The 23,423-nt window shown below is 47.7% G+C and carries 20 protein-coding genes, 2 pseudogenes and 1 riboswitch; of the genes and pseudogenes, 12 read left to right on the top strand and 10 right to left on the bottom strand.

What is annotated here, in order from left to right:
- Positions 1 to 166 precede the first annotated feature (166 nt).
- The 4 genes from ACYUJT_RS14640 to rlmH all read left to right on the top strand — a co-directional run bounded on the left by ACYUJT_RS14640 (position 167) and on the right by rlmH (position 4,598).
- Complete coding sequence (locus ACYUJT_RS14640; protein WP_460323441.1) at positions 167 to 1,474, top strand: S1C family serine protease; 1,308 nt, start codon at positions 167 to 169, stop codon at positions 1,472 to 1,474.
- Positions 1,475 to 1,610: 136 nt separating this feature from the next.
- Positions 1,611 to 3,446 (top strand): glycerol-3-phosphate dehydrogenase/oxidase, encoded by a 1,836-nt coding sequence (locus ACYUJT_RS14645; protein WP_460323443.1) that lies wholly within the window; start codon positions 1,611 to 1,613, stop codon positions 3,444 to 3,446.
- Positions 3,447 to 3,579: 133 nt separating this feature from the next.
- On the top strand, positions 3,580 to 3,747 hold the full coding sequence (locus ACYUJT_RS14650; RefSeq protein ID WP_019639440.1) for a CxxH/CxxC protein: 168 nt from the start codon (positions 3,580 to 3,582) through the stop codon (positions 3,745 to 3,747).
- 371 nt (positions 3,748 to 4,118) lie between these two features.
- Entirely contained in the window at positions 4,119 to 4,598 is a 480-nt protein-coding gene (rlmH, locus tag ACYUJT_RS14655; protein ID WP_460323445.1) for a 23S rRNA (pseudouridine(1915)-N(3))-methyltransferase RlmH, read from the top strand.
- Positions 4,599 to 5,160: 562 nt separating this feature from the next.
- On the opposite strand, the gene ACYUJT_RS14660 is transcribed toward rlmH, so the two are convergent.
- Both ACYUJT_RS14660 and ACYUJT_RS14665 read right to left on the bottom strand, forming a co-directional pair.
- Complete coding sequence (locus ACYUJT_RS14660; protein ID WP_460323447.1) at positions 5,161 to 5,718, bottom strand: PadR family transcriptional regulator; 558 nt, start codon at positions 5,716 to 5,718, stop codon at positions 5,161 to 5,163.
- Positions 5,715 to 6,557, bottom strand: coding sequence for a sialate O-acetylesterase (locus ACYUJT_RS14665; protein WP_460323449.1), 843 nt, complete (start codon positions 6,555 to 6,557; stop codon positions 5,715 to 5,717). The genes ACYUJT_RS14660 and ACYUJT_RS14665 overlap by 4 nt, the downstream gene beginning before the upstream one ends.
- Positions 6,558 to 6,952: 395 nt before the next feature.
- On the opposite strand from ACYUJT_RS14665, the gene ACYUJT_RS14670 reads away from it, so the two are divergent.
- On the top strand, positions 6,953 to 7,189 hold the full coding sequence (locus tag ACYUJT_RS14670) for a DUF6953 family protein (protein ID WP_114498669.1): 237 nt from the start codon (positions 6,953 to 6,955) through the stop codon (positions 7,187 to 7,189).
- Between the two features lie 733 nt (positions 7,190 to 7,922).
- Positions 7,923 to 8,127, top strand: a riboswitch (cobalamin riboswitch).
- A gap of 231 nt (positions 8,128 to 8,358) precedes the next feature.
- Positions 8,359 to 9,300: a LysR family transcriptional regulator gene (locus tag ACYUJT_RS14675; protein ID WP_460323452.1), complete on the top strand. Its 942-nt coding sequence runs from the start codon at positions 8,359 to 8,361 to the stop codon at positions 9,298 to 9,300.
- Between the two features lie 20 nt (positions 9,301 to 9,320).
- Here ACYUJT_RS14675 and metE read toward each other — a convergent pair whose 3' ends face one another.
- The 4 genes from metE to ACYUJT_RS14695 all read right to left on the bottom strand — a co-directional run bounded on the left by metE (position 9,321) and on the right by ACYUJT_RS14695 (position 15,522).
- Positions 9,321 to 11,591, bottom strand: a complete 2,271-nt coding sequence (gene metE / locus ACYUJT_RS14680) for a 5-methyltetrahydropteroyltriglutamate--homocysteine S-methyltransferase (protein ID WP_460323454.1) — start codon at positions 11,589 to 11,591, stop codon at positions 9,321 to 9,323.
- 441 nt (positions 11,592 to 12,032) lie between these two features.
- Positions 12,033 to 12,986 (bottom strand): aldo/keto reductase, encoded by a 954-nt coding sequence (locus tag ACYUJT_RS14685; protein WP_460324179.1) that lies wholly within the window; start codon positions 12,984 to 12,986, stop codon positions 12,033 to 12,035.
- 100 nt (positions 12,987 to 13,086) lie between these two features.
- The gene (locus ACYUJT_RS14690; RefSeq protein WP_460323456.1) at positions 13,087 to 13,815 is read right to left on the bottom strand and encodes a helix-turn-helix transcriptional regulator; all 729 of its coding nucleotides are present in this window, start codon (positions 13,813 to 13,815) and stop codon (positions 13,087 to 13,089) included.
- Between the two features lie 279 nt (positions 13,816 to 14,094).
- Complete coding sequence (locus ACYUJT_RS14695; RefSeq protein WP_460323458.1) at positions 14,095 to 15,522, bottom strand: serine hydrolase domain-containing protein; 1,428 nt, start codon at positions 15,520 to 15,522, stop codon at positions 14,095 to 14,097.
- Positions 15,523 to 15,858: 336 nt separating this feature from the next.
- Here ACYUJT_RS14695 and ACYUJT_RS14700 point away from each other — a divergent pair.
- Positions 15,859 to 15,984 (top strand): annotated as a pseudogene (locus ACYUJT_RS14700) (DNA-binding transcriptional regulator); the annotation flags it as partial.
- Positions 15,985 to 16,093: 109 nt separating this feature from the next.
- A pseudogene (locus ACYUJT_RS14705) lies at positions 16,094 to 16,719 on the top strand (type 1 glutamine amidotransferase family protein).
- A gap of 228 nt (positions 16,720 to 16,947) precedes the next feature.
- Here ACYUJT_RS14705 and ACYUJT_RS14710 read toward each other — a convergent pair.
- Positions 16,948 to 17,823 (bottom strand): SDR family NAD(P)-dependent oxidoreductase, encoded by an 876-nt coding sequence (locus tag ACYUJT_RS14710; RefSeq protein WP_460323460.1) that lies wholly within the window; start codon positions 17,821 to 17,823, stop codon positions 16,948 to 16,950.
- 134 nt (positions 17,824 to 17,957) lie between these two features.
- On the opposite strand from ACYUJT_RS14710, the gene ACYUJT_RS14715 reads away from it, so the two are divergent.
- On the top strand, positions 17,958 to 18,851 hold the full coding sequence (locus ACYUJT_RS14715) for a LysR family transcriptional regulator (RefSeq protein ID WP_460323462.1): 894 nt from the start codon (positions 17,958 to 17,960) through the stop codon (positions 18,849 to 18,851).
- A 236-nt stretch (positions 18,852 to 19,087) separates the two neighbouring features.
- Here the strand turns inward: ACYUJT_RS14715 and ACYUJT_RS14720 are convergent, their stop codons facing one another.
- Entirely contained in the window at positions 19,088 to 19,744 is a 657-nt protein-coding gene (locus ACYUJT_RS14720) for a DUF1796 family putative cysteine peptidase (RefSeq protein WP_460323464.1), read from the bottom strand.
- Between the two features lie 208 nt (positions 19,745 to 19,952).
- On the opposite strand from ACYUJT_RS14720, the gene ACYUJT_RS14725 reads away from it, so the two are divergent.
- Both ACYUJT_RS14725 and ACYUJT_RS14730 read left to right on the top strand, forming a co-directional pair.
- Complete coding sequence (locus ACYUJT_RS14725) at positions 19,953 to 20,192, top strand: MFS transporter (protein WP_460323466.1); 240 nt, start codon at positions 19,953 to 19,955, stop codon at positions 20,190 to 20,192.
- On the top strand, positions 20,164 to 21,045 hold the full coding sequence (locus ACYUJT_RS14730; RefSeq protein ID WP_460323468.1) for an MFS transporter: 882 nt from the start codon (positions 20,164 to 20,166) through the stop codon (positions 21,043 to 21,045). Before ACYUJT_RS14725 ends, ACYUJT_RS14730 begins: the two co-directional genes overlap by 29 nt.
- Positions 21,046 to 21,285: 240 nt before the next feature.
- Here the strand turns inward: ACYUJT_RS14730 and ACYUJT_RS14735 are convergent, their stop codons facing one another.
- Together ACYUJT_RS14735 and ACYUJT_RS14740 are read right to left on the bottom strand one after the other, a co-directional pair.
- The gene (locus ACYUJT_RS14735) at positions 21,286 to 22,113 is read right to left on the bottom strand and encodes a lysostaphin resistance A-like protein (protein WP_460323470.1); all 828 of its coding nucleotides are present in this window, start codon (positions 22,111 to 22,113) and stop codon (positions 21,286 to 21,288) included.
- A gap of 181 nt (positions 22,114 to 22,294) precedes the next feature.
- Entirely contained in the window at positions 22,295 to 22,945 is a 651-nt protein-coding gene (locus ACYUJT_RS14740; RefSeq protein ID WP_460323472.1) for a nitroreductase family protein, read from the bottom strand.
- Between the two features lie 111 nt (positions 22,946 to 23,056).
- Between ACYUJT_RS14740 and ACYUJT_RS14745 the strand changes: the two genes are divergently transcribed.
- On the top strand, positions 23,057 to 23,422 hold the full coding sequence (locus ACYUJT_RS14745) for a helix-turn-helix domain-containing protein (RefSeq protein ID WP_460323474.1): 366 nt from the start codon (positions 23,057 to 23,059) through the stop codon (positions 23,420 to 23,422).
- The last annotated feature ends 1 nt before the right edge of the window (position 23,423 follow it).

Genomic DNA, 23,423 nt, shown 5'->3' on the forward strand with positions numbered 1-23,423 from the left:
AACTTCATACTGAACCATCTCGTCAAGAAGCTAGAGGTTTGTACGGACATATGGCTTTGCCTACCGGGAATAAGGTGAAGTAAGGTGAGATTCACTTTATGTTGTGATGATAAGACGAGTCGGAAGCGAGTAGCCTGGGAGCAAGTCACGGAGGGAGAGAGTTCGGATGGGATTGTTTGATGACGATTTTTATTCCACGAAGGTATCGCGGCGGCATGATCGGAGAGCGGAGAGCCAACGCGGGTGGAAAAGAAGGAAGCGCAGCCCGGGGTGGTCAACCCTGCAGGTGTCGATCGTTTCTTCCGTGCTGAGCGCCATTGTTGCGGTGCTGCTCTTCAGTTTCATGACAGGGCTACCCTCTTCCAAGGCCAGATTCGCTACGGGAGGTGCCGTTTTTGGCGGGGATCTTGATCCGTTCAGCAGGATCAGCACGGCGGCCGCGAAGGTCGGGCCGACGGTCGTTAGCATTCTGAACCATAACGAGCTGTCAGGCGGGGATCCAGAGCAGGCGGCGCTTGGATCTGGCGTTATTTTTAAGAAGGAGAAAGGCAAGGCCTTCATTATTACGAATGCGCATGTCATTCAAGGAGCCAGTGATTTGGAAATCTTGACGAGCAGCGGGGATTCCAAGAGGGCCTCGGTTGTGGGTCAGGATGTCATCAGCGACATTGCGGTATTGGAAGTCGATGACAAAGGGGTTACCTCAGTGATATCGCTTGGGGATTCCACCAACTTGCGTCCGGGCGAGACCGTGCTTGCCGTAGGCAATCCGCTGGGGCTTGGGGGTACGCTGACTTCGGGCATCGTCAGTTATACGAGCCGGGTGATCCCGGTATCGATCAACCAGGACGGCAATTATGACTGGGAGCAGGAAGTCATTCAGACGGACGCGGCGATCAACGACGGCAATAGCGGCGGAGCGCTGGTCAATCTGAACGGCGAGCTGATCGGCATCAATACGATGAAAATTGCCGATATGGGCGTGGAAGGCTTGGGATTCGCTATTCCGGTCAGTGAGGTCATGAAGACGGTTGATGATTTGATGGAACACGGGAAGGTGGCGCGTCCGTACTTGGGCGTGTATACCCTCGATTTAAATAACCCGTTCTCCGTACTTAACGACGAAGATCACCGGGAACTGATGCTGCCGGATGATGTGAGGGACGGCGTCATTGTACTTGAAGCGCACGGCCCGGCGAAATCGGGGGGATTGAAGCTGAATGACGTTATCGTCAGGCTCGACAAGCAGCCGATCCAATCGACGCTTGATCTGCGCAAGTATTTGTACGGACATAAGAAGATCGGCGATGATTTGGATGTCAGCTTTTATCGGGAAGGTCAACTGCAGCGTGTAAAGGTCAAGCTCGCGGATAAGCCTGATGATGCGGAGTTGGAGGACGATGCGTACGATATGCCCGATGGGGAGCATGACCACGGGGACCATGGCTTCGGTGAGTTTGATCTCGATCATTAGGAAGCCACTGGGATTATAACCTGAATTGAAGCAAATGAAGTCAAATATGCAAGGGAGCACATTACAGGACAGCCGAGGGGAAACGGTGAAGGGGTAATTGTGCTCCCTTTCTTGCAATAAGAGGAGGTAGACGAAGATGACAGCTCCGTTTGCAACCAGGATGAGAATGCATTTACTTCAAGAAATGGAACGGGCTCCGCTTGATTTATTGATCATTGGCGGCGGAATCACAGGCTCTGGCATTGCTCTGGATGCGGCTTCCCGCGGAATGAGAGTCGGGCTGGTCGATATGCAGGATTATGCAGCGGGCACGTCCAGCCGTTCGACGAAGCTTGTTCATGGCGGACTGCGTTATTTGAAGCAGCTCGATATCGGCGTCGTGGCCGAGGTGGGCAAGGAGCGGGCGATCGTATATGAGAACGGGCCGCATGTGACGGTGCCGGAGTGGATGCTGCTGCCGATTTATAGGGAGGGCACCTTTGGTAGATTCAGCACTTCGCTTGGGCTGAAGGTCTATGACTTCCTAGCCGGCGTGAAGCGGGAGGAACGGCGCCGGATGCTGAGCGCGGCACAGACGCTGGCAAAGGAGCCGCTGCTGCGCCACGAAGGGCTGCAGGGCAGCGCATACTATGTGGAATACCGCACGGACGATGCCCGGCTTACGCTGGAGGTGATCAAGGAGGCGGCGGCACACGGGGCGCTTGCCGTGAATTATGCCCGCCTTGAGCGGTTCGCTTATGAGGCTGGACAGATTGCAGGGGCAGAGATCGCCGATGTTCTCAGCGGTAGGCTGTATACGGTAAAGGCCCGGTGCATCGTCAATGCCGCTGGTCCCTGGGTCGATAGGCTGCGGAAGCTCGACGGATCGCAGCAGGGCAAGCGGCTGCTGCTGACGAAAGGGATCCATCTCGTGGTGGATCAGAGCCGATTTCCTTTGCGGCAGGCGGTGTATTTCGATACGTTGGACGGTCGCATGCTGTTTGCCATCCCCCGGGATGGCAAGACCTATGTGGGCACGACGGATACGGAGTACACCGGGGATATGGAGCATCCCCGCATGACGGAGCGGGATCGGCAGTATGTTCTCGATGCTGTGAATGGCATGTTCCCTGAGCTGCGGATTACGACGGAGGATATCGAGTCCAGTTGGGCCGGCATTCGTCCCCTGATTTATGAGGAAGGGAAGGGTCCTTCGGAAATTTCCCGCAGGGATGAGATCTGGCAATCCGAGTCCGGCCTGATCACCATTGCCGGCGGGAAGCTGACGGGTTACCGGAAGATGGCGGAGACCGTGGTGGATCGGGTTGCGGCTAAGCTGGAGGAAAGGGCTGGCCAAGGCAGTGGGACGGACGGGGACAGAAATGGGCGTGTTGAAGAAACGGGAGGTTTCCGTAAAGACGCTTCGGGTAGCGGGGTTGAGACAGGCGGCGTTGCTGTACCTGTTGTGGGTGACGGTGGGAGATACCCGCCGTGCAGGACGAAGGGGCTGCCGATTTCAGGCGGACATGTGGGGGGAGCGGCTTCTTTTCAGAGCTATGTAGAGAGGAAGACCTCGGAGGGAATCGCCCTCGGCTTGCCTCGCGAGTTGGCGGCAAAGTGGGCGGTTTGCTACGGGTCCAACGTGGATCGGTTGCTTGAGCTGGTACGGGAGATGGGGACTGAGTCGGCTGTGGAAGTTGAGGCCGGTGTGTTCGATGCGGGGGAACTTCCCCTGGAAGTCAGCGTGCCGCTGAGGTATGCGATGGAGCATGAGATGGCGGTCACGTTGGAGGATATTTTCGTTCGCAGGACAGGGGCGCTGCTGTTTGATATCGACTGGGCGAGGAAATGGATGGGGCCTGCCGCCGCATATATGGCTTCTTATTTAGGCTGGAGCGCGGATGAGCAAGCCCGGTATGCGGAGGAGTTGGAGAGTCGGCTGGTAGAAGCGATCGTGCCGGAGGATGCTGTGGACGTGGACTTGGACGGTTAGAAGGCGATATTTTGTGGGGAAGATGGTTCCTTTTTACCCGGGAGTGTGGTAGAACTGAAAAGGGTATACTGTGTTTACCGTGGAACCAAGAGGCGGATCGTGAGACGAGCTAGAGAAAGGATGCTTTCATTTTATGTATGTAGTTTGCAAAGATCATGTGGAATTAGCGATCGATATGTTCGTGGACGAGTTCGAGGAGGCCCCAGACATTGTCGATTTGGATCAAACGAAATTTATCGAGTGGGATCCTCCGGTGACCTGCCAGGAATGCGAGCAGCGGGCGAAGTTTTTGATTATTTGACGTGCGGCTAACCTGGAAGTGAATTGCGGCCATTTCGGATGGCTAAGCGATGTGCATAAGGATAGAGTCGATGGCACGGACTTATTGGAATGATAGATTAAATGTAGAGGGCGGCTTCTTCATCCTTGGGTGTGGAGAGCGGCCTTTTTGCGTAGATGAGCGATGATGGGTAAAATGAGTGGGGAAGCGGAATTACTTAGGGTATGTAGGTTAATTAGGGGCTAGGGCTAAACCAATGGTAACGCCTTTGTCAGGATGGTATTGGTGTTATGAGGTAATTACATAGACGAGATATGTATTGCGAAAAAGATCAATGGAGTAAAAAGTTAGCTGCCGCTGTTCCGGGGTAGGCTGGATAGGAGATGCATGAAATGTTCATTCAAATAGTGGCCGTCGGCAAATTAAAGGAGAAGTATTTGGTCCACGGGATCGCGGAGTATGCGAAGCGGCTTACCCCGTATGTGAAGTTTCAAGTCGTGGAGGTGCCCGACGAGAAAGCGCCGGAGACGATGAGTGAGGCGGAGGTGCAGGCTGTGAAGGCACGCGAGGGTGAGCGCGTGCTGGCCCAGGTGAAGAGCGATGCGCATGTCATCGCACTGGAAGTAGGCGGCGAGCTGTGGAGCTCCGAGGATCTCGCCGCAAGTCTCGACAAGCTCGGCACGTATGGGACGAGCCATGTCGTGTTTGTCATCGGCGGGAGCCATGGGCTCGCCGATGAGGTGCTACGCCGCGCGCAGCAGCGGTTGTCGTTTGGGCGCATGACGCTGCCCCATCAGCTCATGCGCCTGGTGCTGACCGAGCAGATTTATCGGGCGGTGAAGATCAATCGGGGGGAACCTTATCACAAGTAGGGCGAATCTTTACTATTGCCAAACAGGTATTTGCACGCTGGTGCGCAAATGGCGATTCAATCGTCTTTTCATAGAACCAAACTGTGCCCGCGTGCCATAATCAATTAAATTCCGCTGATGTCGCATACCGTGATGGTCCGTTTATAGCATCGTACCAGCTCCTGCCTGTACTACTGGGCGGGGGCTATTTGATGCTCGGTGTGTCCAGAAACTCACGATTTCGTTCAAGCAATGCCCCCAACCGCCACGCCATAAACGAAGGAGGGAGAGGCTGTCCATTCTTGAACCACCATTCCACTACCCCTACTGAGCCAGCAAGGGTTAGGAAGATCGTTAATGTTGGACGATGACATGTTGATTAGATTGCAACATTAGTCCAATGCTTAAATCTACTGTTAGCTGAGAGATAAGATGCTATATAGTGATCTGAAGCGGGATGGATAGCAGCCCACAGTTTTCACGGTTTAGCCCAACGTTGCCGAGATCGCGGATGTTGTGTCGCGCAAAAAGGCCCCCACAGCCTAAACACTTTTTTCAGAGTGTCCAGTCTATGGGGACCAGTTTATTTAACTTCTTTTTTATTATGCAACAGGCCCACTATTTCTGATTTCAATTGTTCAAACCACTCTAAGTTAACCAAGTGATGGGAACGGGAATTTTCGTTCATGCGGCGGTAGTAATCGATTGTGCCGGAGAGTTCTTGTGTGTTGGACAGGTACTCATCAAGGAGGGCGATTCGGGTTTTAGCCTGGTCTATTTGCGATTGGATCAGTTCCAGCAATTTGTTTTTGTCGTATTCATCGGCAAAGAGCAGTGCCCCATAAAATTGCAGGTTCACATATTCCGATTTGGTGCCGTATTCGACCATTAATTTTTCGAATTCAGCCATTCCCGATCCGGTGATTTTAAAGTTCCGAATTTCGCGCCCACTGGTTGAAGGATTCTGCTGAATTTGTTCAATCCAACCTTTTTCTTCAAGTTGCTGCAGATTGTAATAAAACGAGCCTTTCGTGAAGTTTACAATGTATTTGTAATGGCGTTTTTCCATTAAGGCCAATAGTTCATAGCCGTGAGCGCCGGGGTTTTGGATAAGTAAGCCAAGAATGAGTAAGGGGATCAAGGCTGCATCACCTTCACCATCTGCGCCTCGAATTCCGCGTACGTGATTTTACCCAAAGCCAAATCCATGCTAAGCAGGTAAATCTGTTCTGTTTTCGAATAGTCCCGCTCCACTTTCAGCGACTGCTCCTCCCCCGGGATGGGCTCCAGGACATGACACTTTTTCGAAAAAGCTTCGAAATAGCGGTAGCCGAATTTGCGCTGCGAAACCGCGTCTAAATGAATGCCATCAGGATTCGCGGTCAAATCTGCCGCCGTGACAAAATAACAATTCGGGTGTTCATTGGCGTAGCGCTGTAATTGCGCGTTAACCTGTCGATATTCTGTCGCGTGCTGTCCAAAACCGGTTTTTCCCAGGAAATCACCAAGTCCGCCAATGATCAACGGCACCTCATCAAGATTTAATTCGTTTCTTAGGGTCTCGATGATAAGGGTTAATTTCTCGTAATAAGTTTCATGTAGCGAACGATAACTGTCGCTCTCACCCTGGTGCCAAAGGATTCCGCAGATTTGACTGGACCGCAAGGCGAAGCGAGCCTCGGACAAAGCATGTTGAAAAAGGATGCCTTCCCGATGCCAGTCATTCAAGGAACTGCCACCTTCCGCACAAGGAATCAAACCAATTTCTTCATCGGGGTTGGCTTTCGACCAGGCATCGGCGAAAGACGCCGCCAGGCTTACACCGGAAATCGGACGGTCATAATTAATCGGTTCTGTCATCATCTGCCACTGTCCATTACGCAGCATTTTTATTTTTTCATGATAGATAGGGTCGACTTCATGCAAAAATCCACGGCCTGCCATATTAGACTGACCCAACATTAAAAATGATTGTATCATTTAATCTTTACTCCTTTTCATAACTATTACGGTCTAATTGGTCTAAAAACATTATATAGTCTAATTAGACTATTGTCTATTAAGAGGGCTCAATACTTCATCTAACCCCATTATGTTGTAAATGAAGAGATGTTTGGTTTGGAAAGCCCTGTTTTGGTAAAATATATTGAAGACTTTGAAGAAAACTTAGAATCCTAGAATGAAGAGTATTAGATGAATCTTCCCTTTTCGCATAGTGGAAAAATGTATTTTAAAACAAGGGAAATGCCTATGTCTTCCTCACTCTATCTATTTCATGAAACTTTTAAGAATAAGCTCTCGGAAGTAGAATATGAGAAGCTGAGTGAGGATTGCTATAGTTGTGACAGCAAGCGAGTAGAAAGGAGAATAATCCTATGGAAGTAACCGCACAGGAAGTGGCTGAATGGATGGTCAAGGAAATCAGGTCTACGGGAACGCTATACCAGACCGATGCGATTGAATATGTGAAGACCCATTTCGGCGAACAATTCGTATTCGTGAATGAGAATGGAAATACATCGCTGTCTAAAGAAGTGAAGAAGGCTTTCCGCAAACTCCACGGCGGCAGAATTGCTTGGGACCGCGACGGATTCTTTTGGGCTTGGACCTGAGGAGGCATTGGCCGTAGTAGACCGGAGCTGCTACAATGCCTACTATCGCATGTCGCTTGTTATAACGCTACGTGATCGTGCAAGACCCTGATGGCAACTTAATCAATCTTTTCGCTTAGTGGGGATGCCAACATAAGATTTACTAATTTCTCGCCGCCACAAGTTCTTGCCGAACCCTCCAATGAACTGACTTACTGTCGGACCCAGGCTCAAGAGGTAGCACGGAGAACCGTATCATAAGTGACGGCGAAAATTGGGGTGTCGGGGCAAAACTAATTTTGGGCCCCGGACCCATTTAGCCAGCGTAAAACGGGTTGCCTCGCCAATTTTCACGGTGTGCCCAAACCTCCTTCTTTATTGTCCTTAACCAACTTGTTAAAAAGACAAAGCCATTTGATTTGACGGCTACCGCAGAAGACATCGGTGAGCTTCACGGGAGACTCATCCGTGTTGGAAGAAACTTTGTCGAGTTTATCAAGATGCCAGGCCGGAGGGTTCCTACTCTGTTTCCGTTAAATCAGTTCACTGAAGTCGAATGCGAACATGAAGATGAGGAATAGGAACTGCGAACGACCCGCAAGTAGTGCGCATGAAGATATATCGTTGCGAGTCCGCGTTAAAACGCGGATTTTTTTATTTTTACGATACAGCGCGGTCTTTTGATCGCCATCTGCTGCTCTTGTTTTTATCGTTAATTGTCGAGTAAGATGTAGGTATCATTAACTTTGTATAAATTGCATAATTGAGAACAGGTGTCTGATCGGCGACGTGCTTGTCGTTCTGACTTAAAAGGGAAGTTCGGTGCAATACCGACGCGGTCCCGCCACTGTAACGGAGGAGCAGGCAGCTCAACCGGCCACTGATCTACATGGATTGGGAAGGCCGCTGCCGAGTGACGATTCCGGAGCCAGGAGACCTGCCTGTTCTGACAGCACTGCTGTACCTACGGGAGATAGGAAGGTGTTAGATGAACCGTCATAATATACGATTATGCAGGCGTCTTTCCCTATGTTTTTCACAGGGAAGACGCCTTTTATTGTTGCTAGCAGACACAACACGTTAAGACGTGTACCACTATGCCGTTATGGGTGAGCAAATTGCTTCATTAGGCTAGTCAGCGGGAAAAGTCTCGTGGCGTGCAGAAGATGATTAGTGAAGGGGGTATTCCAATGACCTTACAACAATTGAAATATATTCTGACTATCGTGAATTGCGGCTCGATAAGCGAAGCGGCAAAGAGGCTGTTTATTTCGCAGCCGAGCTTATCCAATGCGGTGAAAGAAATCGAGATGGAAGCAGGTATTGAGATTTTCCTTCGATCGTCCAAGGGAATCGTGCTATCCAGCGACGGAGCGGAGTTCCTATCTTACGCTAGGCAAGTCGTAGAGCAAGCTGAGCTTCTCGAGCAGCGGTACATGAATCGTAAGCCTTCGAAGAAGCTGTTCTCGATCTCAACACAGCATTATGCCTTCTCAGTGCAGGCTTTCGTCGGACTGCTGAAGGAGCTTAAAGTGGATGAGTACGAGTGCACGCTACGCGAAACGCGTACCCACGAGATTATCGAAGACGTACGGAATATGAGAAGTGAGCTCGGAATCATTTATATCAGCGAATTCAACCGAAAGGTGATTCAAAAGATATTAAAGGACAACGATCTGCGATTTCATCCGCTGTTCCAAGCGGAAGCGCACGTATTTATCAGTGAGGAGCATCCACTTGCCTCTAAGTCGCTGCTGGACATCGAGGATTTGGATGACTTCCCGTGTTTGGCCTTTGAGCAAGGTGAATATAATTCCTTTTACTTCGCGGAGGAAATACTCAGCACGCGAACGTACAAGAAGAAAATACTGGTCAGTGACCGTGCCACGTTATTCAACCTGTTGATCGGGCTTAATGGCTATACGATTAGCTCAGGCGTACTGAATAAGGATCTGAACGGGGAACAAATCAAATCTGTACGACTTCGTACGGACGAGAACATAAAGGTAGGTTACATCGTGAATCAAAAGGCGAGCTTGAGCCAGCTGGCTGCCGCCTATTTGATGAAGCTCAAAACCGTCATTACGGAATTCGGCTACCCGATCATAGACCAAGAGGATGAGCTCGACTGAGCCCATCCTCTTGTACGTTATTATAGCGTTGCTCTTACTTCTTTGGCTGCTTGGACAAGGTTTTCCAAGCTGGCCCACGTTTCCGTAACACCGCGAGTTTTAAGTCCGCAGTCCGGGTTAACCCATAGCTTGGAGACTTCGATCTTGTCGAGCATGTGGCCCAGCGTTTCTTTAAGCTCGTCGACGCTAGGAATTCGAGGCGAATGAATGTCGTATACGCCGGGGCCGACTTCAGTACGGAAGCCGCATTCGTTAATTGCATCGATGATGGCTAGATCCGAACGCGACGCTTCGAACGTAATGACATCGGCGTCCATCGCATCGATATCGCGAATGATGTCGCTGAACTGGCTGTAGCACATATGGGTATGAATTTGCGTTTCGGCTTTAACTCCGCTGTGTACAAGTCTGAAGGCAGGAATCGCCCAGCTCAAGTACTCGCTCTGCCAGTCCGAATGACGCAATGGAAGCTTCTCTCTTAATGCAGCTTCGTCGATCTGGATAATCTCAATGCCGTTGGCTTCGAGATCGAGTACTTCGTCACGAATGGCAAGACCGATCTGAAGAGCGCTTTCCTTCAGGCTGATATCTTCGCGAGGGAACGACCAGTTCAGGATCGTTACCGGACCCGTCAGCATGCCTTTGACCAGTTTGTTAGTACGGCTCTTCGCGAATGCCGAATATTCTACCGTAATCGGCTTGTTGCGGCTAATGTCGCCCCATACGATTGGCGGTTTTACGCAGCGCGTTCCGTAAGACTGCACCCAGGCGTTCTCTGTGAAAATAAAGCCATCCAGGCATTCGCCAAAGTATTCGACCATATCATTGCGTTCGTATTCGCCATGGACAATGACGTCAATTCCGATTTCCTCCTGCTGTGCGATGCACTCCGCGATCCGCTCAAAGTTGAATTGCTTGTACTGTTCCTCGGTGATGTTGCCTTTCTTAAAGGCTGAACGGTTAGCGCGGACTTCAGCCGTTTGCGGAAACGAGCCGATCGTCGTCGTAGGCAGCAGCGGCAGATTGAACTTCGCTTTCTGAATGGCTTCACGCTCAGCGAACGCAGGCAATCTCGTGAAGTCGGCGTCCGTCAACTCCGCCACTCTCTTCTGTACCGAGTTGTCGTTCGTGAGGCGCGAAGCACTGAATAGCTTCTCATTCTCCGTGTAAAAAGCAGAGGCTTCAGGGCTCGCTTGCTCCAGAATCGACTTAAGTTCTGCAAGCTCGCGCAGCTTTTCTTCCGCGAACGCGAAATATTGCTTATTCGCCGCCGTCAGCTTCGTTTCGTTCTTAATCGTGTATGGGACATGAAGCAGCGAGCATGAAGTGCCGAGCACGACTTGGTCTGCATGCTTGCCGATCTCGCAAACGAGGGCAATCGTCTGCTTGTATTGGTTTTTCCAGATGTTCTTGCCATTAATTACACCGGCGAACAGCACCTTATCGCTTGCGAAGCCATGCTTGCGCACGAGGTCCAAAGACTGCTTGCCCTCGACGAAGTCGATGCCGATTCCGTCGAACGGCAGCGCTTGAAGCACCTGATAGCAGTCGCGAACGTCTCCAAAATACGTTTGCGCGACAACTTTTATGCTTCCTTTGGCGGACAGGATACCGTTATAAAGCTCCGTGAACAGCGCGATATCTTCCGCAGTCAAATCCGTTACCAATGCAGGCTCATCCAGTTGAAGCCATGCTGCGCCCAGCGTGTTCAATTGGTTCAGGAGAGCCGTATAAGCTTCGACAACCGCAGGCACGAAATCCTTTGCTTTCTTCGAGCCGGTGAATCTCGCGAGCTTGAGCAGGGTGAATGCTCCGATCAGCACAGGCTTGGTTGCGATGCCGAGCTGTTTTGCTTCCGTAAATTCGTCGAACAGCTTCGATCCGGCTAAACGGATGCTTGTTGTATCGTCGATTTCTGGCACCATATAGTGGTAGTTCGTGTTGAACCATTTTTTCATCGCCAGCGCTTTAACGTCGCCTTTGTCGCCTTGATATCCTCTCGCCATTGCGAAATACGTCTCCAGCGGGCTTAGGCCGAGCGCTTGGTATCTTTGCGGAATGATCCCAAGCAAGCAAGCTGTGTCGAGCAGTCCGTCGTAGAAGGAAAAATCGTTGGACGGAATGAAATCGATGCCGTTCTCCTGTTGAAGCTTCCAGTTTGCCGATCTAAGCTGAGCTGCCGTTTGTTGCAGTTCTTCGACGGGAAGTACGCCTTTGAAGTATTTTTCGGATGCGAATTTAAGCTCTCTAAGCGCGCCAACTCGCGGATAACCGATGATGGATGTTTTCAATTATAACAGCTCCTTATGTGGTATGTTGGTTTCATTATAGAGCGTGGAAGCTGCTATTGGTAAATACTTAAAAACTATATAGAGGCATAGCTTTTTGCTATAGTCTGCCATTGATTTTGCCGTTACTATGTTACGCTGTAACCCCCGTACCACAACTTATGACGCAATTAGTAGGGATTGAAAGTTAAAAGACTATACAACCAATCACCCCATAGAGCTGGCGGATCTCATCAAACTCTCCATCATTTCGTCGGAATGGTGCACCGCGAACATCAACGGAGTGCATTGATCGGATGCTTGAGCCCTGAGCGAGATTCGGTTTGTAGCAGATTATTTTAATGATTGGATTTAGAATTAAGTATTACACTAATAAATTAACTTTAGCCGTACGGAGGGTTACCCGTACGGCTAAAGTCTGATATAGGAAGGCCGAGTGCTTTATCAGAAGGCGCCGAAGCGGTTGCCTGCGGCCACGCCTTTGGGAGAGATACGTTCAATCTCTGCCAAATCTTCGGCTGTCAGCTTCACTTGCAGCGCGCCGAGGTTCTCTTGCACACGATCCAATCGTTTCGTTCCCGGAATCGGCACGATCTGTTCGCCTTGTGCCAGGAGCCAGGCCAGACTCAATTGGGCGGGAGTACAGCCTTTATTGGAGGCCATTCTCTCGATTAGAGAGACGACCTCAACATTCTTGGCGAAGTTCTCGCCTTGAAACCGTGGGTAATAGCGCCTATAGTCGTCTTCCGGTAAATCCTTGAATTTCTTGATCTGGCCGGTTAGGAAGCCGCGGCCAAGCGGGCTGTAAGGGACTAGGCCGATACGCAGCTCCTTAAGAAGTGGGAGGATTTCATCCTCCAGTTCCCTGCTCCAAAGGGAATATTCGGTTTCGACTGCGGTAATCGGATGTACCGCATGAGCACGTCGGATGATATCGGTTGGCGCCTCAGACAAGCCAATATATCGGATCTTCCCTTGCTTAACGAGGTCAGCCATCGTGCCGACCGTTTCTTCAATGGGAGTATTCGGATCAGGGCGATGCTGGTAATAGAGATCAATGTAATCTAGTCCCAGGCTGTAGAGGCTGGCATCAACGGATTTCTTAATGTAGGCGGGGTCTCCTTTCGGTCCTTGCCCGTGCGTGATGCCGAATTTGGTTGCAATAACGGCCTTATCGCGCCGGCCTTTAAGGGCACGTCCGACAAACTTCTCATTTTCACCGAACCGCCCTAGCAGATATTCCGTCCCATAAAGGTCGGCCGTATCGAACATCGTCACGCCCATATCCAGTGCTCCCTGAATAGTATGCACGGATTCATCGTTATCAGGCATCATCATCGTTCCGAGGCCGAGGGCTGACACTTCAAGTCCTTCGTTCCCTAATTTTCTTTGCTGCAACATAGGCTCCCTCATTTCTGGTTTAGGATGTTTCGAATATAAACCTACTCTAATCGATCCTTATTGAGGCAGCCACACAACGTTCTTACTAGTAAAAATACTAACAGTCTGCAGCTGGATCATCCGTAATTGGTGTGTAAATGCAAATGTGGATATCCGGGCTATCAGTTAGATTAACCAATGATTGGATGTCATAAGATTGATAGACACCGGGGGGCTGTAGAAATATCCGGTTTACTTTTTTTAGTTGAACATCGTACTGTTTCCAGATTCGTTCGAATTCGGCGTTGTTCTTAATAAGATGTTCTATATTCACAATACGACTGCGCATTTCCGTATCTTCGAATAACAAACGAATAAAATAGCGTTCTTGGACAGGAATAGAGGCAAAGTCGAAGAACATCTCCTGGGCTGCCTTGTTCCAAGCGAGCACTTCGGTCCTCTCATTCGTGATATGAGAAGGGAACGCCAGCTGATCGATAATCTGCTGTATCTGTGGATCCACGACAGCTCGTGTCGCAAGAGGCGTCTCGGATGCATGAGGGTTCCATAACTGATATAAATGACTTTTCTCTGCGGGAGATAATCGGAGAGCTTGGGCGATGCAGTCGATCACATCTCTGGAAGGGGTCAGATCCCGTCCTTGTTCAAGCCATGTATAGTAGGTGACGCTTACACCTGCTAGTACGGCGACTTCTTCGCGACGTAATCCAGGCGTCTTCCGCTGCCCGCTCGTGAACTCCAAGCCCGCATCCTCCGGAGAAAGCCGCTCTCTGCGTGATTTGAGAAACATCCCCATCGCTTTTGCCTTGCTGTTCGTAACAGTCATGGATCGAACACCACCTTAAAGTTTGGTATTGCGCCATTCATTGGATAACAAAAGAATAGCTTTGAAAAACAATAACAATTGTACTATAATAGCTAACAATTCACTGTGTTATCAGCTTTCGCTCTATAGATGATACGGTGAACCATACCATAAGTGACGGCTAAAAATAGGGGGTGCCCTGGCACTTCCTTTTTGCTGATATTGTTCACTCATTAAAATAAATCTTCGCGTTTTTTCAATAAGCGAACGAATGAAATGCTTATTTTCGGAGCGAGGCATTTATCGTTGAGTGTATACAAACCATGTAATGCTTGCTGCTAATAATGCCGACGAAATCAAAGCTGTAAGAACACTATATGTTTGCCAAATAAGTATCGTTGACCAATCTAATGCACAGCACATTATACACTGGACAATCGTAGCAACCAGCAAAACAGCGGTTACGATTATTCGCTTTTTTGTCATTGGCTGCCGCTCATTCGTTTTCCTTCTGCGTAATCCTAAGAAAAAGAACAGAACAGCCAATAGGCAAAGAATAATTGTGGTAGACGACAAAATGATATCCAAAAGCTGTGTGCCGCTTATTCCATATGACTGCGTCAGATTGCCGTCTAGTATATCTTTAACTTTTAGTACCATGCTTCTATTGATATTTGCTCCGTTGGTCAGCAAGCAGATGGCTGTTCGTTCATTTGGCAGTATGACCATTTCGGTTCCGAAATTGGGATTGCCCCCTGGGTGCTCTATAATCGTTTGGTTGGCGTTTACCGACCAGCCCGCCGCATAATACATTTCGTTGACAGCCGGAACAGACATATCACCTTGATGTGATTTTTCGATAACCGTATGGAATATTTCGGGTATGTCCTGCACAATACCCATCTGTATGCCCATCCAACGCGCCATATCTTTTGTACAAGAAATGATGTAGGCTGCTGGTTTATTCCCGGAATAATCCGGCGCGTTATATGGAGTTGTCATAAAAAAGGAAGAACGGTAGCCCTGTGCCAACTGTCCGGTGGCTTGAGCATCTTCTTTATAAACATACGTCTGGTGAAGACCCAACGGCTGAAATACCTGTTCCCTCATAAAGTCTTCATAGCTTTGTCCCGACACCATCTCAATAACCAGACCTAATACGTCATAATTAACAGTTCCGTAATTATACTGCTTACCAGGATAGAACGACAATTCAGAATCTACGAGCATTTCTACGGTTTTTTGCAACATATCCGGCGTATTGCCTTGTGGAATGTTTTGACTGTGACTGCCATTTGTTAAGCCGCTAGTATGGTGTAAAAAGTTATTGAGTGTAATACTTTGCATATCAACGTGTTTCCCTTGATACTTTAACGTAAACCAAGGCAAATATTTCTGGATAGGGTCTGACATTGACAGCAGTCCTTGTTCTTCCATCAGCAGAATACCCATGCCGGTAAAAGCTTTACTTACCGAAGCCAGTTCATATAGAGTATTTTCACTTGCCGGCAGTCCCTTTTCACGATCTGCGTACCCGGAAGAAAAGAAAAGCACTTCATTGTTCGCAAGTATTGAGATTGACATTCCCGGGACACCTGATATACGGCTTGCATCATCCAACAAGGTTTGTATTGAATCAGATTGGGAATCTGATAATGCATAACTTGGAGTTGTGAATCGGGTGAACAGTATAAGTAGTGCAATCACAAAGACAATATTTTTTTTCATAGTCTCTCCATTCCGAAAAAACTCCCGTACGGAAAATATAAATAATAAGATATATATTATGAAGCTTATTATTGCAAAATCTTATTGTATGTGAAGAATCATACGATATAAAAAATGGGATTACTATCATAATCTTCTACTTACTACGAACTATTTTGCTAGGAATTAAGTTCGCTTTATAGATGATATGGTGAGCCGTATCATCTATAGGGCGAAATTGTATTTATTAGGCGAGTAGGAATTCTCTATTCTGAATGGGTCCCTCCGAAACTACCCTCATCAAGATCGCCAAAATTCTTATATAATGTAATAAGTGCAAGGTGGATCTGAGGAAGAATTTATAACTATGTTCCGAATTTTCTTCTACCTTACGGGAAATCGATTCAAGTCATCGAACCGCAGAGCTTGAAGGCAAAGCTTGTTGCTATTGCGTCGGAGTTAACGGAATATTATCAACTATAATAGCTTCACTGACTGCAGATGTCGGGGAAGCTGTTTTATTATGATGATAATCACTTATTACCGATGGTTGGTATCACTTGATGAATTGTAAAACGAGGGGAAATTACAAATGAAAAATACAGTATATCTCTATGTATTTGACACAATGGCGATTGGGAAATTGGTTACTTAACTGCTGAACTGAACTCGGGAAGATATTTTAAAAAAGGGCTGGCTCCATTAAAAATAGTTACTGTAGGAAATGATATGACTCCCGTAACTACAATGGGTGGATTGAAAATACTTCCTGACATTAAACTGGAAGAGTGCAGCTTCGAAAACACTGATACATTGATTTTACCAGGTGGAGATACATGGTCAGAAACAATTCACCTACCTATCATTAGAGTTGTTGAAAAGTGTTTAGAAGAAGGTGTATTGGTTGCGGCGATTTGTGGTGCCACGATACGACTTGCCCAGACAGGATTGCTAAATTTACGCCCGCATACAAGTAATGATCTGGAATATCTCAAAATGATCTGTCCCACGTATACAGGTGAAAAGTATTATAGAACGGAGCCTGCAGTAACGGATGGAAATTTGATCACCGCATCTGGTATAGCTCCATTAGAATTTTCTGTACATATTTTGAGAGCATTGGATGTATTCCCCTCTGAAGCTTTAGATGCATGGTATAGTCTTTATAAAACCCATGAATCAAAGTATTTCTATGAACTAATGAATTCAACCCAATAATAGATGCTGGCAGTGAATGCGCTTCTGAGGGTACTTTCGCTTAGCAGAAAGAGAGATGCTCCTAGATCACGATCGTGAAGGGCGAGATGTGCTTGTGTCTGGACAAAGAAAAAGCCCCGTCCACCTTGTCGGTGGAGGGGGCAGCGTCGACTAGACACTGTAGTAGCGTCTCCTCGAATTCCAGTTCAATGTCCTAAGCTTTTGACCTTGCTATACGCGAAAGTAGTACTATTTTGAGGTATCCGAGTTAAGCAAACGGTCGGTCGGATTGCCTTGCGCTTCGTTCGATACAGCTTCCCATGCCTCCCAAGCGGCTAATCGATCGGCATAGGCTCCGCGGACCAAAGGCAAGACCCCAGCGCCGACCGCAAACCGCAGAGGCGGGTCCTGGGCGTCTACAATTTGAAGAATCGCTTCGGCTGTTGCCTGCGGATCGCCTCGGTGTTCAGTTGATAAGCGACCGAACACTGCCTTCCGAAGTTCATCATAGACTTCCAGTTGCTGTGATGTCCTCATGGACAAGGGACTTCCAAAATCAGTTGCAAAGGCGCCGGGCTCGAGCAACGTGACCTTAATGCCGAAGCCTTTAACCTCTTGCGCGAGGCTATCGTGCAGTGCTTCGACCGCCCATTTGGAAGCGCAATAGAAGCCGATGAGCGGTGCCGCAACAATCCCCATGGCACTGGAGACTCCGAGAATATGCCCGCTGCCCTGTACTCGAAGCAGAGGCAGGGCAGCTTGGATGACCCGAAGAGTACCAAAGTAATTGGCATCAAATAGTTCGCGGACGTCGGACTCTTCAGCCTCCTCAGTCGTGCCAACCAACGTGTATCCGGCATTGTTTAAGACGACGTCCAGCCTGCCGAAATGCGCATGTGCCTGCTGAACGGCATGCTTGACCTGACGGGCATCCGTCACATCGAGCGCTAGGGGAAGAACGGCGTCTCCAAAACGATCCTTAAGTTCGGCGATGCTTTCCGGTGTGCGGGCTGTCGCGGCAACCTTATCCCCACGAGAGAGAGCGGCCTCGGCCCAAATGCGCCCTAACCCGCGAGAGGCTCCTGTAATGAACCAGACTTTGTTTTCCATAGTATTCCCCTCCAATATGTTCCTGTATGTGGTATTTTTTGTACTCTTTCGTTCTTGTCTTATGTTAAGGCTTAACAGCTTGATACGGAACTTCAAATAGGTTAGCATGGTGTTAACTATTGGTTTATGCATAAGGAGGGGCTTTCTGAATGAATGAACATCTGAAGACGTTTGTTCAAGTGGCGAAGTCAGGAAGTTTTTCTAAGGCAGCCGAACAGCTATTTATTTCTTCCACCGCGGTGATGAAGCAAATGAATTTGTTGGAAAAGCAAACCGGAACCCCTCTTTTTAACCGTACCAACCACGGTGTCAGGCTCACGGAGGCAGGAGCAGCTTTTATCAAGGATGCGGAATTTATTCTGCAATATTATCAAGAAGCTCTGATCCGTGTGCGTCAGGCCGCTCAAGCAAATCGGCATATTGTTCGGATTGGCACTTCTATGCTTAACTCATGTAAGGTTTTGATTGATCTGTGGAATGAAGTTAGCGACTTATCTCCGCAATTCGGAATAAGCATCGTTCATTTCGAAGATGATGCACATATACTCCCAACCACTTACCGTACGATCGGCCAATCGTTCGATATCATGGTAGGACCTTTTCTTGCAGACAGCTGGAAGGATTACTACCGTGTGCTTGAATTGGGGAGTTACCGTTTTTGCTTTGCCGTATCTCGGCACCATAGGTTAGCTTCTAAGAAAACACTCTCTGTCACAGATTTATATGGGGAAAGATTGGCTTTGGTGAATGGCGGGAACTGCTCAGTTATTCATGACATACGTGATTTCCTAATAAAGAATCATCCTCAAATACGAATTAAAGACATTCCGCGGCTCTACGATCTTGATGGGTTTAATCGCTGCGAGGAAAGCAACATCGTTATGCTGACATTGGAGGCGTGGGCAGATATTCATCCATCCTTGGTGACGATCCCGAGTGATTTGGATTTTGCAATTCCATATGGCTTGCTATATTCATTACATCCATCGGAGGTAGTCAATCAATTCATAGAAATCATAAAAGAAATGAATGTTAGCAAATAGGGGGACGCATTCAACTGACGGGAACGATAGTTGAACAAAGCGAGATCAAAGAAAGGGCCATCCGCAAAGGATGGCCTTAAAACTTGCAGTTACAGACAGCGGCAACGCGGTTAGCCGTACATAAATAACGCAAATTTTTTAATCTCTGCGGGGGAACTTTATCTACGTTATACTATTTATCTAAAAGGCTGAATGGGGACGAAACGCCAAGATCTCTTGTGCCGTCGCCAACCCGTTCATACACAATTACTGTCTCCGTTACCTGGAGTGATCAGTCCCCCAGACATCAGTGTAAACCCGTACATAATCTCATCCCATGCAAGATCGGAGCCTCTCCAATCTTTTCCTCTAGGAATCCGAACGGAGCTGATGTGCCGAAGTCCCCAATCCTCGTGCGTGACCACTTGATCATAATCAGTTTCGTTCACGATTAACAGCTGAAATTTACCGGGTACGATTGTTCTTAAGTCCGAGTGCAATTGCTGCGCCTCGTTCTTGGATGTGCTGGTTCTAACGAAACAAATCGGCCCCTTCTTAGCCGCCGTCACAAGAGCTTTTATACGACGGTCCACTTTTTGTTTGAAATCGGGATAAGTATACGTCCAGTGATATGGTAAAGGGAAATCATGGTAAGAATAGACATTATGTCTATTATCTCTTATGACGTATTGATCTGCATTGATACCCAGAACCTGAAGACGATCGAAATCCATAAACCGTTCAAACCGATTCCGGATTAGACGGGATACATCCGCAGCGTCACGCGAGATAAACCAATCCAGCGGACCGGCGAATTTCCTTAGCCGAAGTCTTCTTAACTGATAGGCGGTTTGACAAGTCGAACCCAAGCTAATATAAGCGCCGTAGGCCGCTACACCGTTAGACCATTTCATCCAATTCGCTCCTTGTCGTCTTCATATTAGAGGCGATATATTAATCGGTATATGACGGTTCGTTTAGGCGCGTCACGGCAATACCCCCGGTCCCGGGTTAAGACGCCGATATTGTGTTTTGAAGGGGCGTTTTATTTTTGCATGGCTATGTTTAGGATATAACTCATACTAAAAGTTAAAGAATATACGATCTAGAGGAGACTGCAGAATGAATGTTAAGGTTAAAGAAAAATGGATCATTCTGGCCGTATCGCTAGGGGTGATATTAAATCCATTAAATACAACAATGATTACAGTAGCACTACCAGCCATTCAACAAGATTTTCACTTGAGTGCGTCAGGAATATCGTGGTTAATTGCTTCCTATTTTATTATCAGTGCAGTCTTTACGCCATTGATTGGGAAATTAAGTGATACATATGGAAGGAAATCGTTCCTGCTATGTTAATTTACCGATTTTAGTCCTTGCAATGGGTTTAACATTGAAGTTTATTCCGAAAGATAAGAAAACAACTGCTCAGTCCTATAAAATGGATGTCGTTGGCATTACTTTGTTTAGTTCATTCATTACTTGCTGGATGGTCTTTTTGCTTGGATTGGAGAAAGGTGTTCAAATCGGAACATTAATGATGGCTATCTTGCTAACGATTGGTTTCTACATGTATGAGAAAAGAAGAGATGAACCATTCATCAATGTAAACTTCTTTCGTAAAAACTTGAATGTTGCGCTTATTTTTGGCCAGTACATTCTATCAACCGTTATTTTCTTTTCCTTGTTATTAAGCTTCCCCACATTATTACAAGGAACATTGGGGGGAAGTTCTCAAAAGGCGGGAATCGTCATGCTGTCGCTCTCCATTTTTTCCATGATCATGACACCGATCGCGATTCGATGGGCTGAGCAGAAAGGATTTCGGGCTCCGCTATTGACCAGTGCGTTACTTGGATTAGCCGGAGTCATCCTCATTTTCACAGTTCAGGGTGATTCTTCATTCGTGTGGATTGGCATCGTGCTTGCGACTACAGGGATTAGTAATGGGATACAGATTATAAGCCTGCAAAATTTGATGTATACCTTTATTAAGACGTCGGAAAGCGGGATTGCAGCAGGGTTGATGATAACATCAAGATTCATTGGAAATATCCTTGCTTCAAGTATTTATGGTGTGGCTTTTGCTACAGGAGTGAACATAGGAAATATGCACACAATGGCATTGGTATTAGTGGTTGTTGCTGTTGTAATAGTTCCTGGGATGCTCTATGTTACGAAGGTTGAGACAGCTTCACGGTTGAGGGGTTAGTTGAAAAACATTTGAAGGTTAATCTAAGGGAATCTGGATTTTGGGAAAGTTCAATTGGCTTGGTCCTGTCGGACATGGATAAGTTTTGCAAGAGTAATGCCGCCTGTAGGCGGCATTCACGTTTAGTAGATTTCCTTAGCTAAATCGTTGAAAATCCCATTCGCGAAGGTACCTAGCGGTTCTCCTTGCGTATATAGTCCTGTGTCCCTCCTAAGTTTGTATTTACCGCTGGAGGAGCAATCATGACTGTTTCCGTGCAGCACGGATCAGCATCGGAATGGCAATCACAAGTCCTAGGATCACCGTAACAATAGAGCCCTCCAGGCCAAAATCTCCCCCCGTAAGCCATGCTGCGCCGTTTGCCTTCACTGTAAACAACCCGGCCGCAGGGAGTCCGGATACAGGAATGCCAAGCGCAGCTTCGAGTGCATTCCAAGCAAAATGCAGCCCCATGGCGAACCACAAATTACGCCGCCACAAGAATGCAGCTCCGAGCAGAACCCCTGCTTCTAGTGTGATGGCAAGTGCGCTCCATAGTGTTGCTCCTGGATTGCCAAGATGGAAGGCCCCAAAGGTAAGCGAGGTTATCGCGAGTGCAATCCAGCTGCCGCCTAATTTCTGTATAGCTTGAAGCATCAATCCACGAAACACCAGTTCCTCAACGATGGCTGCGCTCAGCGCTGTTCCAATGGACGTTATGAGAATAGAACCCGGATCTGCAGCCGCCGCCCATTGAAAGGAGTAGCCACCGAGCATAACAATAATAAGCGTGGACACCGCGATAAAAATCGCTCCCGTGATTACACCCCGGACAGCTTCCATCCATGCGTGCTGCCGGGATAGCTCTGGAATGGGTCGCAGAGCCACGTATTTCATAATAAGCCTATACACCAGGATGGCTACTAAGCCCATCAGGAGTGTTAAGAGCAGGGATCCTGCGCCTTCTATTCGCTGGGTCAGCACAAGGGATAACCCCTGTACAAGAATAATAGCGACCGCACCCACAAGCATCCAGGTTATTGGAAAGCGAAGCAGCCTCTCTATGTTGTTGGACCTTATTTTCTTCATGTCTTTCATCAGCTCCTATAACGTTTGGTAGTTATGAGTTTATGCTGAAAAAGTCATAAAGACACAGTGCGCTTTGGTCATGACATGGTTGTGATCCAATATGCCCGAATCTCGGGCTATGCGGGCATGAATGCTCGCGAAAACCGCGAAGTACTAGGATTTCGCGGTTCTAAAAGTCCGGTCATGCCCAAGTCGTAATCGTATCTACTGGTAATCGGTAGGAAGGATAGCCTTCTTTGCTTGCTTTACCGATCGAAAGCAGCATGACAGGCTGGAATCGCTCCTTGTCCAAGTGAAAGACCTCCGCGATTCGATCCTTGTCATAACCCGCCATTGGGTTGGTGTCATAGCCGTGGGCGCGAGCTACAAGCATTAGTTGCATGGACACAAGACCCGAGTCCAACATGTTTATATCGCGCAAGGCGGATGAAGTCAGGCTTGCATAATACGGCCTTGCCTGTTGCAATTGCATATCCTTGATGTCCTGGGGCATGTAGCCAAGTTCTACTGCTTTATTAAAAATTTCGTCCATATATTCAATATTGTTGGAGTCATAAAACACCGCAATAACAGCCGAGGATGTCAAAACCTGCGTCTGGTTGAAGGAGGCCAGTGATGCGAGTTTTTCTTTGCCTTCAAGGCTGTCGATCACAAGGAAACGCCAGGGTTGCATGTTAATGGCAGATGGGGCGCGGGAAGCTTTCGCTAAGATCTCGGTCATTTCTTCCCGACTGATTTTCACTTCGGGATCGTAAACTTTAACAGAGCGACGTTCCAGTGCAATTTTGTTGAAATCGTTTGTTTTCTGGTAGTTGCCTGTAAGGATGCTCATACATGTTTCTCTCCTTTTTCGGTTGAGTTTGGAAATGATGTTGACCAGTACTACTGAGATGGTAAACTATAAAGTACACTTTATAGCAAGCGCTAAAACTGGGGGATGGTCATGAGGATAAGTGAAGTAGCGAAAAGTATGGATCTCCCGATTTCAACGATCCGTTATTATGAGCAAATAGGCATTATCACGGATGAATATGTATCGAGAGATCAAAATAACTATCGGATTTATGCGACAGACATCATTCATCATCTGAATGTTGTAAAGCATTGTTTGGCAGTTGGCTTTTCCATTCAGGATATTAAATCAATGATCTCGAAAAACGGAATGTCGAAGGAAGAGCATGTAAGCCTGATACAAATGAAAATTGCGGAAATTGAAGCTGCTCAAAAAAAATTAGATGAATCCAAGCAAAACCTGTATGACATTCTTAAGTTGGACATTACTTGCGAAAAGGGTTTCGGAAAATATTAAC

Source organism: Paenibacillus sp. YSY-4.3, assembly GCF_054767475.1.

Excerpts from the sequence above, each read along its gene's own strand:
- ACYUJT_RS14640 (WP_460323441.1), top strand. The coding sequence starts at position 167 with ATGGGATTGTTTGATGACGATTTTTATTCCACGAAGGTATCGCGGCGG.
- ACYUJT_RS14645 (WP_460323443.1), top strand. The coding sequence starts at position 1,611 with ATGACAGCTCCGTTTGCAACCAGGATGAGAATGCATTTACTTCAAGAA.
- ACYUJT_RS14650 (WP_019639440.1), top strand. The coding sequence starts at position 3,580 with ATGTATGTAGTTTGCAAAGATCATGTGGAATTAGCGATCGATATGTTC.
- rlmH (WP_460323445.1), top strand. The coding sequence starts at position 4,119 with ATGTTCATTCAAATAGTGGCCGTCGGCAAATTAAAGGAGAAGTATTTG.
- ACYUJT_RS14665 (WP_460323449.1), bottom strand. The coding sequence starts at position 6,557 with ATGATACAATCATTTTTAATGTTGGGTCAGTCTAATATGGCAGGCCGT.
- ACYUJT_RS14670 (WP_114498669.1), top strand. The coding sequence starts at position 6,953 with ATGGAAGTAACCGCACAGGAAGTGGCTGAATGGATGGTCAAGGAAATC.
- ACYUJT_RS14675 (WP_460323452.1), top strand. The coding sequence starts at position 8,359 with ATGACCTTACAACAATTGAAATATATTCTGACTATCGTGAATTGCGGC.
- ACYUJT_RS14690 (WP_460323456.1), bottom strand. The coding sequence starts at position 13,815 with ATGACTGTTACGAACAGCAAGGCAAAAGCGATGGGGATGTTTCTCAAA.
- ACYUJT_RS14695 (WP_460323458.1), bottom strand. The coding sequence starts at position 15,522 with ATGAAAAAAAATATTGTCTTTGTGATTGCACTACTTATACTGTTCACC.
- ACYUJT_RS14715 (WP_460323462.1), top strand. The coding sequence starts at position 17,958 with ATGAATGAACATCTGAAGACGTTTGTTCAAGTGGCGAAGTCAGGAAGT.
- ACYUJT_RS14720 (WP_460323464.1), bottom strand. The coding sequence starts at position 19,744 with ATGAAATGGTCTAACGGTGTAGCGGCCTACGGCGCTTATATTAGCTTG.
- ACYUJT_RS14725 (WP_460323466.1), top strand. The coding sequence starts at position 19,953 with ATGAATGTTAAGGTTAAAGAAAAATGGATCATTCTGGCCGTATCGCTA.
- ACYUJT_RS14730 (WP_460323468.1), top strand. The coding sequence starts at position 20,164 with ATGGAAGGAAATCGTTCCTGCTATGTTAATTTACCGATTTTAGTCCTT.
- ACYUJT_RS14735 (WP_460323470.1), bottom strand. The coding sequence starts at position 22,113 with ATGAAGAAAATAAGGTCCAACAACATAGAGAGGCTGCTTCGCTTTCCA.
- ACYUJT_RS14740 (WP_460323472.1), bottom strand. The coding sequence starts at position 22,945 with ATGAGCATCCTTACAGGCAACTACCAGAAAACAAACGATTTCAACAAA.
- ACYUJT_RS14745 (WP_460323474.1), top strand. The coding sequence starts at position 23,057 with ATGAGGATAAGTGAAGTAGCGAAAAGTATGGATCTCCCGATTTCAACG.